Below are 12,491 nucleotides of genomic sequence, written 5' to 3'. Positions count from 1 at the left end.
GTGCGCGCCGGGTCACCGAAAACTGGGACATCTTTCTATGCGCACCAAGACCTTCGCCGCGGCCGCACTCCTGGCCGCCGCCTCCCTGACCCTCACCGCCTGCGGCAGCGGCGACGACGGCAACAAGCCCGTCGCCGTGGTGTCGGAGGAAGCCGGCAGCGACAAGGCCGCCACCGTCCTCGACAAGCCGTTCGAGAAGCCGGACCTGGTCCTCACCGACACGCAGGGCAAGAAGTACGACCTCCGCAAGGAGACCGCGGGCAAGCCCACGCTGATCTACTTCGGCTACACCCACTGCCCCGATGTCTGTCCGCTGACGATGAACAACATCGCCGTCGCCAAGAAGCAGCTGCCCAAGGCCGAACAGGACGAGCTGCGCGTGGTGTTCGTCACCACTGACCCCAAGCGCGACACCTCGGCCGAGCTCGGCAAGTGGCTCAAGGGCATCGACAGCCGGTTCGTCGGCCTCACCGGCGACTTCGCGACCATCCAGGCCGGCGCCCGCACCCTCGGCATCTCCATCGAGCCGACACGCAAGGACAAGAACGGCAAGCTCATCTCCGAGCACGGCACCCAGGTCATCGCGTTCTCCCCGAAGACCGACGGCGGCTATGTGCTCTACGGCGAGGACGCCGACGTCGACGACTACACCAAGGACCTCCCCAAGATCATCAAGGGGGAGAACCCGTGAGGCGGCGGCTCGGCCCGGCGGCCCTGGCCATAGCCGGAGCGCTGGCCCTGGCGGGCTGCGGCGGCTCGGACTCGGGCGACTCCGGCGACGGCGGCTCCGGGAAGGCGGAACTGTCCGCCGGCTCCGCGTACATGCCGCAGCCGGTGTCCGGCGACATGGCGGCCGGCTTCCTCACCGTCACCAACAAGGGCGGTGCCGCCGACGAGCTGACCTCGGTCACCAGCGACATCGCCGGGCAGGTCACCGTGCACGAGACCGTCGACGGGGCGATGCAGGAGGTCAAGAGCCTCAAGATCCCCGCAGGCGGCCGGCTGGAGCTGAAGAGCGGCGGCGACCACCTGATGTTCGAGCAGCTGAAGAGCAAGCCGAAGGAAGGTCAGACGGTCTCCGTCGAGCTGCACTTCGCCCACTCCGGCCCCATGAAGGTCGAGATGCCGGTGAAGCCCGCGACCTACACCCCGAAGACCGGACACTGAGGGAGGGACCCCTGTGACGCAGACCATCGCCCCCCGCGTCCGGACACTGGTGCTGCTGCTCCTGGCCGCGGCCTGCGCACTCCTCGCCGGAGCCGGCCCGGCCTCCGCGCACGCCGCGGTGACCGGCAGCGCCCCCGGGCAGGGGGCGGTGGTCGACAAGGCCCCGGCCCGCGTCACGCTCACCTTCTCCGAGCAGGTCGCGCTCTCCGACGACTCGCTGCGCGTCCTGGACCCCGAGGGCAAGCGCGTCGACACGGCCGAACCGGCCACCGTCAGCGGCACGACATACGCCGTGCCCCTGCACCCGGGCCTGCCCGACGGCACGTACACGGTGGCCTACCAGGTCGTCTCGGCGGACAGCCATCCCGTCGCCGGCGCCTACACCTTCTCCATCGGCGCCCCCTCCAAGACGTCCGTGTCGGTCTCCGGGCAGTCGGCCGACGACGGGGTCGTGGGATGGCTGTACGGCTTCGGACGGTACGTGTCGTACGCCGGGTTCATCGTGATGGCCGGCGGCGCCGCCTTCGTGCTCGCCTGCTGGCGGCGTGGTTCCGGGGTGCGGCCGGTGCAGCGGTTCGTCGTCTCCGGATGGGTCGCGCTCACCGCGTCGACCCTCGCCCTGCTGCTTCTGCGCGGCTCCTTCACGGGCTCCGGGAAGGTCTCCGACATCTTCGACCTGTCCTTGCTCGGGCAGGTCCTGCAGACCAAGAGCGGTGCGGCCCTGGTGTCACGGCTGCTGCTGCTCGCCGCGGCGGCACTCTTCATCGCCGTGCTGTTCGGGGCCTATGACAAGCGTGAGGACGCCGAGGAGAAGCGGGACCTGACCTTCGGACTGTCGATCGGCGGCGTCGTGGTGGCGGCCGGGCTCGCGGCGAGCTGGGCGATGTCCGAGCACGCCTCGGTCGGTCTCCAGGCGGGCATCGCCATGCCGGTCGACGTGCTGCATCTGCTGGCCGTCGCCGCCTGGCTCGGCGGACTGGGCGCGCTGCTGGTCGCCCTGTTCCGCGCGCCCGCCGACACACCCCTCGACGCACCGGCTGTACGCCGCTTCTCCCAGGTCGCCTTCGGCAGCGTCCTCGCCCTGATCGCGACCGGCACGTACCAGTCCTGGCGCCAGCTCGGCTCGTGGTCGGCCTTCACCGACACCCGTTACGGGCAGCTTCTCCTGGCCAAGATCGCCCTCGTGGTCGTCCTGGTCGGCGTCGCGTGGATCTCTCGCCGGTGGACGGGACGGCTGGCGGAGACGGTGCCGGTGGAGGCACCGGCGGTACGGGAGAAGGAGCGGGTCGTCGCGGGGGCGGAGACCGCCGGTGACGCGGACATCGCCGCCGTCGGCGACGGGGAAGCCCCCGTGACGGGCGAGGGCGACAGTGGACGCGACACCGAGGAGCAACCCGACTCCGAACGTGCCGCGCAGCTCGCCCGGCAGCAGGCCGCCCGGGACGCGGCCCGGCAGAAGCGGATGCGGGACGCGGACCCGAACCGCTTCGGGCTGCGCCGCTCCGTGCTGGCCGAGGCCGGCGTCGCGGTCGTGCTGCTCGCCGTGACCACCGTCCTGACCCAGACCGAGCCGGGACGCACCGAGCAGGAGGCCAAGGCGGCCACCGCGTCCTCCGCGTCCTCCTCCGCAGACGAGGGCGCGTCCGGGGCGCTGACCCTGAACATGCCCTTCGACACCGGCGGCGAGGATGGCAAGGGCATCGTCACCATCGACGTCGACCCCGCCCGCGTGGGCGGCAACGAGATGCACGTCTATGTGGAGCGCCCCAACGGCCGGGCCTTCGACATCCCCGAGGTGAAGGTCGAGTTCACCCTGAAAGCCAAGGACATCGGTCCCCTGCCCGTCGTCCCCGACCACATCGCAACCGGACACTGGTCGGCGAACGGAGTGCAGATCCCCATGGCCGGGGACTGGCAGGTCGACGTGACCGTGCGGACCTCCGACATCGACGAGGTGACCGTCTCCAAGAACGCGCAGATCGGCTGAACGACCATGCCTGACCAGTCCCTTCCCAAGGCCCGCACCCCCGAGGCCACCACGGGTGAGAGCGAAGCGATCCCCGCCCACGAGGGCATCTCACGACGGCGCCTGCTCGGCACCGCGGGCGCCACCGGGATCGTCCTCGGCACGGCGGGCGGTGCCGTGGGCTACGCCGCCGCACCCTCCGAAGCGGCCGCTCCGCTCACCTCGCTCGGCACGGACCAGGCGATGTTTCACGGGAAACATCAGCCCGGCATCACCGACGGCCTCCAGGCGCGCGGCCACCTCGTGGCCTTCGACCTCGCGGCGGGCGCCGGCCGCAAGGAGGCCGCCGCCCTGCTCCGCCGCTGGTCGGACACGGCCCGGAGGCTGATGGCGGGCGAGCCGAGCGGCCACGAGGACACCGACGTGGCCCGCGACGCCGGTCCCTCGTCGCTCACGATCACCTTCGGCTTCGGCCACACCTTCTTCGCCCGGACAGGTCTGGAGAAGCAGCGCCCCACCGCCCTGGACCCGCTGCCCGAGTTCTCCTCCGACCACCTCGACAAGAACCGCAGCAACGGCGATCTCTGGGTGCAGATCGGCGCCAACGACGCCCTGGTCGCCTTCCACGCCCTGCGCGCGATCCAGAAGGACGCGGGCCGGGCGGCCAAGGTCCGCTGGCAGATGAACGGCTTCAACCGCTCACCGGGCGCCACCTCCCACCCCATGACGGCCCGCAACCTCATGGGCCAGATCGACGGCACCCGCAACCCCAAGCCGGCCGAAGCCGACTTCGACCAGCGCATCTTCGTGCCGGAGAAGCCCGAGAAGGGCGAACCCGCCTGGATGGCGAACGGCTCCTACGCCGTCGTACGCCGGATCCGCATGCTCCTCGACGACTGGGAGAAGCTCTCCATCAGGGCGCAGGAGGACGTGATCGGGCGCCGCAAGTCCGACGGGGCGGCGCTGTCCGGGGGCACGGAGACGACCGCGATGGACCTGGAGAAGACGGACGCCCAGGGCAACCTGGTGGTCCCGATCAACGCCCACGCCCGCATCACCCGGCCCGACCAGAACGGCGGCGCGGCCATGCTCCGCCGCCCGTTCTCCTTCCACGACGGCATCGACTCCGACGGGGTGCCCGACGCGGGCCTGCTCTTCGTCTGCTGGCAGGCCGATCCCCTGCGCGGGTTCGTGCCGGTGCAGCGCAAGCTCGACCGCGGCGACGCCCTGTCGCAGTTCATCCGCCATGAGTCGAGCGGGCTGTTCGCGGTGCCCGGCGGGGCGGCGGAGGGCGAGTACGTGGGGCAGAAGTTGCTGGAGGGGTGAGAGTTCACCCTTGTGAGGACTTGTGGGGAGAGCGCTTCCGCGGGCCCATTAGGGTGAGGACATGCCAGCGAGCTACGCGTATCTCGGTCCTGAGGGCACCTTCACCGAAGTCGCCCTGCGCACGCTTCCCGAAGCCGCCACCCGGGAGCTCATCCCGTACGTGTCCGTCCAGTCCGCGCTCGACGCGGTCCGCGCCGGCGAGGCCGAGGCCGCGTTCGTGCCGATCGAGAACTCCGTCGAAGGCGGCATCACCACCACCCTCGACGAGCTGGTCGCCGGCGCGCCGCTGATGATCTACCGCGAGGTGCTGCTGTCGATCACCTTCGCGCTGCTGGTCCGCCCGGGCACGAAGCTGTCGGACATCAAGACCGTCTCCGCCCATCCGGCCGCGCAGCCGCAGGTGCGCAACTGGCTGAAGAAGCATCTCCCGGACGCCCACTGGGAGTCCGCCGCCTCGAACGCGGACGCCGCCCGCCTGGTCCAGGAGGGCCAGTACGACGCGGCCTTCGCCGGTGAGTTCGCGGCCGCCCGCTACGGCCTGGAAGCCCTGGAGACCGGGATCCACGACGCGGAGAACGCCCAGACGCGGTTCGTGCTGGTGGGCCGCCCGGCCCGGCCCGCCGCGCCGACCGGCGCGGACAAGACGTCGATCGTGCTGTGGCAGCGCGACGACCATCCCGGCGGGCTGCGCGACCTGCTCGGCGAGTTCGCCACCCGTGGCATCAACCTGATGCTGCTGCAGTCCCGGCCCACCGGCGCGGGCATCGGCAACTACTGCTTCTGCATCGACGCCGAGGGCCACATCTCCGACCGCCGGGTGGCCGACGCCCTGATGGGCCTGAAGCGGATCTGCCTCCAGGTGCGCTACCTCGGCTCCTACCCGCGCGCGGACATGCAGCCGGGGGACGTGCGGCCGCCGCGGCTGGGGACCTCCGACGAGGAGTTCGCGGGGGCGGCGGACTGGGTGGCGCGGTGCCAGGACGGGCGTTTCTGACCGGGTTCCGAGCCCGGTCCCCGGCCTGTCGTACCTGCTGATAGTCGTTATCCACAGAAGTTATCCACAGGTCCGCTTCTCGACCTGGGGACAAGTCGACAACGAAGCGTGAGCCAGTCGACATATCACCCTGGGGACCCCTGATGCGTCCATCATCGGCCAAGTCACCCTTCGTCCACCGTTCCCCCTTCGGTAACTCTTCGGAGTGACCCGTTTCCACTCGAAAGTGAGGGTAGAGCGGGTTTACAGCGGGAATTCATGGGGTGGCCGAGCCGTCCGGAGTGATCGATTCCGAAGTCCACAGATCTTGCACACAGCCTGTGGATAACTCTTGCCCGGATGTGGATCCCTGTGGACAACCGAAGCCCAAGTCCCTTCTACCGCAAGGGATTCGAGTCAAGGAGACGCCCGCCCGATGCCTCGTTCCGGGGAGGGGAGCCTTCTTTATTGACACTGTGCGCAATTCACCCATAACGGTAGGTAAGCCGCAATCGGAATAGCGAGTCGTGGGCGGTCACCCCACACCGGTAGCCTTGGGCGCGTGATTGACCTTCGCCTGCTCCGTGAGGACCCTGACCGTGTGCGCGCGTCGCAGCGCGCCCGTGGAGAGGACGTCGCGCTCGTCGACGCCCTCCTGTCTGCCGACGAGAGGCGAAGGTCGTCCGGCGTCCGCTTCGACGAGCTGCGCGCCGAGCAGAAGGCGCTCGGCAAGCTCATCCCCAAGGCGGCCGGCGACGAGAAGGCCGAGCTGCTGAAGAAGGCGGGCCAGCTCGCCGCCGACGTCAAGGCGGCCGACGCCGAGCGCGACGCGGCCGCGACCGAGACCCAGGAGCTGCTCCAGAGGCTCGGCAACCTCGTCCACCCGGACGTGCCCGTGGGCGGCGAGGAGGACTTCGTCACCCTCGAGAAGCACGGCACGATCCGCGACTTCGCCGCCGAGGGCTTCGAGCCCAAGGACCACCTGGCGCTCGGCCAGATCCTCGGCGCGATCGACGTCGAGCGGGGCGCCAAGGTCTCCGGCTCGCGCTTCTACTTCCTGACCGGCGTGGGCGCCCTTCTGGAGCTCGCCCTGGTGAACGCCGCGATGGCGCAGGCCACCGCGGCCGGCTTCACCCCGATGCTGACCCCCGCGCTGGTCCGCCCGCAGTCCATGGCGGGCACCGGCTTCCTCGGCCAGGCCGCCCAGGACGTCTACCACCTCGCCGACGACGACCTCTACCTCGTCGGCACGTCCGAGGTGCCGCTCGCGGCGTACCACATGGACGAGATCCTCGACGCCGACCGCCTGCCCCTGCGCTACGCGGGCTTCTCGCCCTGCTTCCGCCGCGAGGCCGGCTCGCACGGCAAGGACACCCGGGGCATCTTCCGCGTGCACCAGTTCGACAAGGTCGAGATGTTCTCCTACGTCGCTCCCGAGGACTCGCAGGCCGAGCACCAGCGCCTGCTGGAGTGGGAGAAGCAGTGGCTGACCTCGCTGGAGCTGCCGTACCGCGTGATCGACGTGGCGAGCGCCGACCTCGGCGCCTCGGCCTCCCGCAAGTTCGACTGCGAGGCGTGGATCCCGACCCAGGGCAAGTACCGCGAGCTGACCTCGACCTCGGACTGCACCGAGTTCCAGTCCCGCCGCCTGTCGATCCGCGTCCGTGACGGCAAGCAGGTCAAGCCGCTGGCCACGCTCAACGGCACGCTGTGCGCCGTTCCCCGCACGATCGTGGCGATCCTGGAGAACCACCAGCAGGCCGACGGCTCGGTGCGCGTGCCCGAGGTGCTGCGCCCGTACCTGGGCGGCCGGGAGGTCCTGGAGCCGGTGGCCAAGTGAGCGACACGGCTTCTCCGGGAGGCTTCCCGTACCGGCTCGTCGCCACCGATCTCGACGGGACGCTGCTGCGCTCCGACGACACGGTGTCGCCGCGGACCCGTGACGCGCTCGCCGCGGCCACCGCGGCGGGCGCCGCGCACATCGTCGTCACCGGCCGCGCCGTCCCGTGGACCCGGCACATCCTCGACGACCTCGGCTACCAGGGCCTGGCCGTCTGCGGCCAGGGCGCGCAGGTCTACGACGCCGGCGCGCACCGCCTGCTGACGTCGGTGACGCTGGACCGGCAGCTGGCCGGTGTGGCGCTGGCCAAGATCGAGGCGGAGGTCGGCCCGCTGTACCTGGCGGCGAGCCGCGACGGCCTCGACGGCGAGGTGCTGGTCGGCCCGGGCTACGCGGTCCAGGGCGCCCTGCCCGCCACGCCCTTCACGGACGCGTCGGACCTGTGGACGGCGCCCCTGAACAAGCTGTACATCCAGCACCCGACCCTGTCGGACGACGAGCTGTGCGAGGCGGCCACGCGGACCGCCGGAGGGTTCGTCACGGTCACGATGGCGGGCGAGGGCATCGTCGAGCTGCTCCCCCTGGGGCTGTCCAAGGCGACGGGTCTGTCCCTGGCGGCCCGTCGGCTCGGCATGAAGGCGGCCGACACGATCGCCTTCGGTGACATGCCCAACGACATACCGATGTTCGCCTGGGCCTCCTACGGCGTCGCCATGGCGGACGCCCACGAGGAACTGAAGGCGGTGGCCGACGAGGTGACGTCCTCCCACGACGAGGACGGCATTGCGGTGGTGCTGGAGCGGTTGCTGGGCTGAGCGTCGGGCCGTCGCTCCTGGCACTTCGCTCGTCGCTCGACTGAGTGTGAGGCCGGTCGCCCGGCGTCGGGTGGTGCTCGGCGGAGGATGCACGGATCGAACGTGCGCGGGCCTTTCGACCCGACCACGGTTTAGCAAACCGGTGCCTTACCACTCGGCCAATCCTCCGGGTGGGCGGCCCACGCGAGGTGCGATTCGCGTGCTCGAAGCGGCCGCCCCGGGCAGCTCCCCGTGTGGGGCGGGTTCGACGGAGGGGTAGTGGCTACTCCGGATCCCGCCGCGGGCTGCCCTGAAGGGAGCTGGACGTACTGCCGTGCATGGACATCGTCCCGCTCCTCTCCCAGAACGCGGCGCCGGGCTGTCCGCCCGGCCGTGATGACAACCACTGTGCCCGCCGGGCGAATTGGACGCCACTGATTAAATCGGCGGCCGGATCGGCAGCGCGGCCGGTTACTTCCTGCGCCACCTGCGCCGCCGAACCTTGCTGAAGAACCAGCCCGCGGGCGGCTCGTCGGAGCGCCAGGGCTGCGGTTCCGGTTCCTCACGGCGCCACTTCGCGGCGAGCATCCGGGCACGGGCGGACGGCTCGGAGGTCCCGGCGGAGCGTATGAAGTCCTCGTCCAGTACGACATCGTCGAAGCCGTCCTTCTCGCCCGCCATTTCCGTCCTCCCAGCCGTCCAACTTCCGTATTGATTGCCCTACATCCCGTTCGCCCAGTGTGCCCTGACAGAGGTGAGGACTCCGTCAGGGCCGGGGCACGTCACTCCTCGCCGGCCAGGGTGAGGGAACGCAGCTTCTGTCCGGCGAACCAGGTGGCCAGCACCGTGACGGCCAGCAGCAGCACCGTCGCCGTCGTCAGACCCACGTCCGAGGAGACCAGGTCCCCTCCGGACACCTTCTGGGCCACGGCCAGCGACCACTGCTGGACGCTCAGCGTGCGGGCGCCCGGCACCAGGGAGCCGAACAGGGCCTCCCAGACCAGCGCGTAGACGAGACCGAACACCACCGCGTGCCGGGAGACCGTGCCGAGCAGCAGGAACAGGGCCGCGTAGGCGATGGACGCGACCAGCGCGGCCACCGTGTAGGCGACGGCGACCTGCTGGCCGTTGCCGTTCAGGATGAAGCCGGCGATGAGCGTCGGCACCGCGGAGAACACCATGGTCACCGCGATCGCGACGATCAGCTTGGTGAAGATGATGGTCGGCCGCTTGATCGGCTTGGACAGCAGGTACACCACCGAGCCGTCGTCGATCTCCGGCCCGATCGCGCCCGTTCCGGCGATGACGCCGATGATCGGCACCATCGTGGCGAGGGCGAGGCCGCCCAGCAGGTCGGCCGCGGTCTGGTCGTCCGCCCCGGCCAGACCGCGCACCGCCAGGGCGATCACGATCAGCAGCATCGGCAGGGCGCCGAGGATGAGGGCCCGGCGACGGCCGAGCAGGGCCCGGTATGTGAGCCGGGCGACTGTGGGGTCGTACATCAGGGCCTCCTACGCCGCGACGAGGTACGAGAAGACGGACTCGAGGGACTCGTCGGACGGCGAGACCGTGAGCAGCCGGATGCCGTGGTCCCTTGCCACCCGCGGCAGCAGGGCCGTGAAGCGGCCGAAGTCGACGGCCTGGATGCGCAGCGCGCCCTCGGCGAGGTCGACCTCGATGCCGGCCGTCGACGGGTCGGCGATCAGCGCGGCCGCGAGGGCGCGGTCGTCGCTGGAGCGCACCAGGTAGCGGTGCGGCCGGTCGGTCATCAGGCGGCGGATCTTGCGGAAGTCACCGCTGGCGGCGTGCCGGCCGGCGACGACGACCTCGATGTGCCAGGCGAGTTGCTCGACCTCTTCGAGGATGTGGGACGAGAACAGCACGGTGCGACCCTCGTCGCCCATGCGGCGGAGCAGGTCCATCAGCTGCATGCGCTGACGGGGGTCCATGCCGTTGAAGGGCTCGTCGAGCAGCAGCAGCGACGGGTCGTGGACCAGAGCGCTCGCCATCTTCACGCGCTGTCGCATGCCCTTGGAGTAGGTCTGGATCTTGCGGTCCTGGGCGTACTCCATCTCGACCGTGGCCAGGGCCTTCTGCGCCGCCTTGGCGCCCAGGCCGTGCAGTTCGGCGTTGGCGAGGACGAACTCCTTGCCGGTGAGGAAGTCGTACATCGCCTCCCGCTCGGGGACGACGCCGATGTGCTTGTAGATCTGCTCGTTGCGCCACACGGCCTGGCCGTCGAGGGTGACCGTGCCGGTGGAGGGGGCCAGGAAACCGCCCATCATGTTGATGAGGGTGGACTTCCCGGCGCCGTTGGGGCCGAGCAGGCCCGTGACGCCGGGGCCGATCGTCATCGTGATGTCGTTGACGGCGACCACGTTGCCGAACCAGCGGGAGACGTGGTCGATGTTGAGCGTGGTCACAGTCCCACCTTCTTGTAGCGGCGCATCAGGAGGCCGTAGCTCGCCGCGATCAGGCCCAGGGCGACGACGACGTAGACGACGCCCTCGGCGGTGCTCGGGCCCACCCCGCTGGGGGAGGCGGACGTCGCGCCCAGGAACGCGGACTGCACACCGTCGATGATCGTGATCGGGGAGAACAGCCCGATCCACGGCACGGCGTCGCCGCTGCCCTGCGCGTCGGCGATGGCCTGGAGGGTGGAGACAGCGCCGTAGGTGATGGTCAACACGGCGATCACGGCCGCGATACCGAAGCCGCGGCGCGGGGTGAAGGACGCGATGACGAGGCCGATGCCGGCGAAGAGCAGTGAGAGCAGTGCCACCGAGACGAGTCCCTGTGCGAATCCCTTGGTCTGGTCGGCGAAGTCGAGCTTGGCCAGCAGCGCGCCCACGTAGAGCAGGAGCAGGGGGCCGGCGGTGAGGATGAAGAGTGCCGAGGCCAGCGCCGCGAACTTGGCGCGGACGTAGTCGGCGGTCTCGATGGGCCGCGAGAAGTACAGCGGCACCGTCTTGAAGCGCAGGTCGCGCGAGACGGACTGGGGTGCCTGCGAGGCGACGTACAGGCTGATGACCGCCTGCATGATGATCGCGTAGCGCGTGTAGTCGACGGGTAGGGCGTTGGCCTTGGTGGCGACCGCGACGGCGACCATGATGGCCGCGGGTACGCACATCACCACGAAGAGCAGCATCGGCAGCACCTTGGACTTCACCGAGCGGCCGAGGCCGTAGGCGCCGCGCAGGGACTGCGAGTACAGGGAGCGGCGGGCGTAGGCGCGGCCGAGGCGCGGGCCGTCGTAGCTGCGGTAGCCGATGTTGTGGATGCGGGTCTGGTCGCCCGGGGCCGGGGCGGATGTCCCCGTGGAGTGCTCAACCGCCATGGCCGACCGCCTCCTTCCGCTGCTCGCGCTCGTCGCTGCTGGTGAAGACCTCGGAGATGTGGTGCCGGCGCTGCTCCATGCGCACCAGGCCGAGTCCGAGGTCGGCGATCACGTCCCGGACCACGTCGTACGTCTCCTCGCCCTGCGCGGTGAGCAGCAGGACGTGGCCCGCGCCGGGCAGGCCGCTGCCGTCCTCGACGCTCACCCCGCGCGCGTGCAGCGCCTCGCGGACCGCGCGGGTGCCGTCCGGGTGCTCGTCGGTGTCCGTGACCTCGATCGCGAGGGTGGTGGTGATCTGCGTGAAGTCCGTGGTGGAGCTGGAGCGCAGGAGTTTGCCGCCGTCGATGACGACGACGTGGTCGCAGGTGCGCTCCAGTTCGCCCAGCAGGTGGGAGGTGACCAGGACCGAGATGCCGAAGTCGGTGTGGATGCGGCGGATCAGGCCGAGCATCTCGTCGCGGCCGACCGGGTCGAGGCCGTTGGTCGGCTCGTCCAGGAGGACCAGCTGAGGGTCGTGGACGAGGGCCTGCGCGAGTTTGACGCGCTGCTTCATGCCGGTCGAGTAGCCGCCGATGGGGCGGTAGCGCTCCTCGTACAGCCCGACGTGGCGCAGGGTGTCGGCCGTTCGCTCGCGCGCCGCCGTGGGCGGCAGACCGGACATGCGCGCCATGTGGACGACGAACTCGGTGGCCGAGACGTCCGGCGGCAGACAGTCGTGCTCGGGCATGTAACCCACCCGCTCGCGGATGGCGCCGCCCTTGGTGGCGACGTCGAGACCGAGCACTTCGGCGCGGCCCTCGGTGGCGGGGGACAGACCCAGCAGGATCTTGATCAGTGTGGACTTGCCGGCTCCGTTGGCTCCGACGAGTCCGGTCACACCGGGTCCGACGTCCACGGAGAGCCGGTCAAGCGCGGTCACCCGGGGGAACCGCTTGCTCAGGCTTTCGGTCGCGATCACAGTCACCCCTCGAAGGTAGGGCCCGTGCGCGTGGCGGGCATCACTCCGCAGAGCTGTCTTGGGGTCAGCCCTGAGTATTACGGGCCCCTAGGGGGGCTGGTTCTTCAGAGTTACCACGGCGGGTGCGGCC

General features: G+C 70.3%; 12 protein-coding genes and 1 tRNA gene. 7 read left to right on the top strand and 6 right to left on the bottom strand.

The window, feature by feature from the left end:
* Positions 1–37: 37 nt before the first annotated feature.
* The 7 genes from BJ965_RS19345 (at position 38) to BJ965_RS19315 (ending at position 8,087) form a co-directional block, all read left to right on the top strand.
* Positions 38–691, top strand: a complete 654-nt coding sequence (locus BJ965_RS19345; protein ID WP_184909802.1) for an SCO family protein — start codon at positions 38–40, stop codon at positions 689–691.
* Positions 688–1,167 carry a copper chaperone PCu(A)C gene (locus BJ965_RS19340; protein WP_184909801.1) on the top strand — a complete coding sequence of 160 codons (480 nt, stop codon included), beginning with the start codon at positions 688–690 and terminating at the stop codon, positions 1,165–1,167. Before BJ965_RS19345 ends, BJ965_RS19340 begins: the two co-directional genes overlap by 4 nt.
* Positions 1,168–1,180: 13 nt before the next feature.
* Positions 1,181–3,154 carry a copper resistance CopC/CopD family protein gene (locus BJ965_RS19335; protein ID WP_184909800.1) on the top strand — a complete coding sequence of 658 codons (1,974 nt, stop codon included), beginning with the start codon at positions 1,181–1,183 and terminating at the stop codon, positions 3,152–3,154.
* Between the two features lie 6 nt (positions 3,155–3,160).
* Positions 3,161–4,459 (top strand): iron uptake transporter deferrochelatase/peroxidase subunit, encoded by a 1,299-nt coding sequence (efeB, locus tag BJ965_RS19330; protein ID WP_184909799.1) that lies wholly within the window; start codon positions 3,161–3,163, stop codon positions 4,457–4,459.
* Between the two features lie 61 nt (positions 4,460–4,520).
* The gene (pheA, locus tag BJ965_RS19325) at positions 4,521–5,453 is read left to right on the top strand and encodes a prephenate dehydratase (RefSeq protein WP_030850069.1); all 933 of its coding nucleotides are present in this window, start codon (positions 4,521–4,523) and stop codon (positions 5,451–5,453) included.
* 541 nt (positions 5,454–5,994) lie between these two features.
* Entirely contained in the window at positions 5,995–7,272 is a 1,278-nt protein-coding gene (gene serS / locus BJ965_RS19320) for a serine--tRNA ligase (RefSeq protein ID WP_097217803.1), read from the top strand.
* Positions 7,269–8,087 (top strand): HAD family hydrolase, encoded by an 819-nt coding sequence (locus tag BJ965_RS19315; RefSeq protein WP_184909798.1) that lies wholly within the window; start codon positions 7,269–7,271, stop codon positions 8,085–8,087. The genes serS and BJ965_RS19315 overlap by 4 nt, the downstream gene beginning before the upstream one ends.
* A gap of 81 nt (positions 8,088–8,168) precedes the next feature.
* Here BJ965_RS19315 and BJ965_RS19310 read toward each other — a convergent pair.
* The 6 genes from BJ965_RS19310 to BJ965_RS19285 all read right to left on the bottom strand — a co-directional run bounded on the left by BJ965_RS19310 (position 8,169) and on the right by BJ965_RS19285 (position 12,361).
* Positions 8,169–8,255, bottom strand: a tRNA-Ser gene (locus tag BJ965_RS19310).
* A 282-nt stretch (positions 8,256–8,537) separates the two neighbouring features.
* Positions 8,538–8,747 (bottom strand): SGM_3592 family protein, encoded by a 210-nt coding sequence (locus BJ965_RS19305; RefSeq protein ID WP_030850059.1) that lies wholly within the window; start codon positions 8,745–8,747, stop codon positions 8,538–8,540.
* A 101-nt stretch (positions 8,748–8,848) separates the two neighbouring features.
* A complete protein-coding gene (locus tag BJ965_RS19300; RefSeq protein WP_030850056.1) occupies positions 8,849–9,568 on the bottom strand; it encodes an ABC transporter permease in 720 nt (239 codons plus the stop codon).
* A gap of 9 nt (positions 9,569–9,577) precedes the next feature.
* The gene (locus BJ965_RS19295) at positions 9,578–10,489 is read right to left on the bottom strand and encodes an ABC transporter ATP-binding protein (RefSeq protein WP_097217810.1); all 912 of its coding nucleotides are present in this window, start codon (positions 10,487–10,489) and stop codon (positions 9,578–9,580) included.
* Positions 10,486–11,403, bottom strand: a complete 918-nt coding sequence (locus tag BJ965_RS19290) for an ABC transporter permease (RefSeq protein ID WP_184909797.1) — start codon at positions 11,401–11,403, stop codon at positions 10,486–10,488. Before BJ965_RS19290 ends, BJ965_RS19295 begins: the two co-directional genes overlap by 4 nt.
* Complete coding sequence (locus tag BJ965_RS19285) at positions 11,393–12,361, bottom strand: ABC transporter ATP-binding protein (protein ID WP_030850048.1); 969 nt, start codon at positions 12,359–12,361, stop codon at positions 11,393–11,395. The genes BJ965_RS19290 and BJ965_RS19285 overlap by 11 nt, the downstream gene beginning before the upstream one ends.
* Positions 12,362–12,491: the final 130 nt, after the last annotated feature.

The sequence above is a fragment of the Streptomyces luteogriseus genome (assembly GCF_014205055.1).
Lineage (GTDB): Bacteria > Actinomycetota > Actinomycetes > Streptomycetales > Streptomycetaceae > Streptomyces > Streptomyces luteogriseus.
This window is presented reverse-complemented; position numbering and strand designations above follow the sequence as displayed.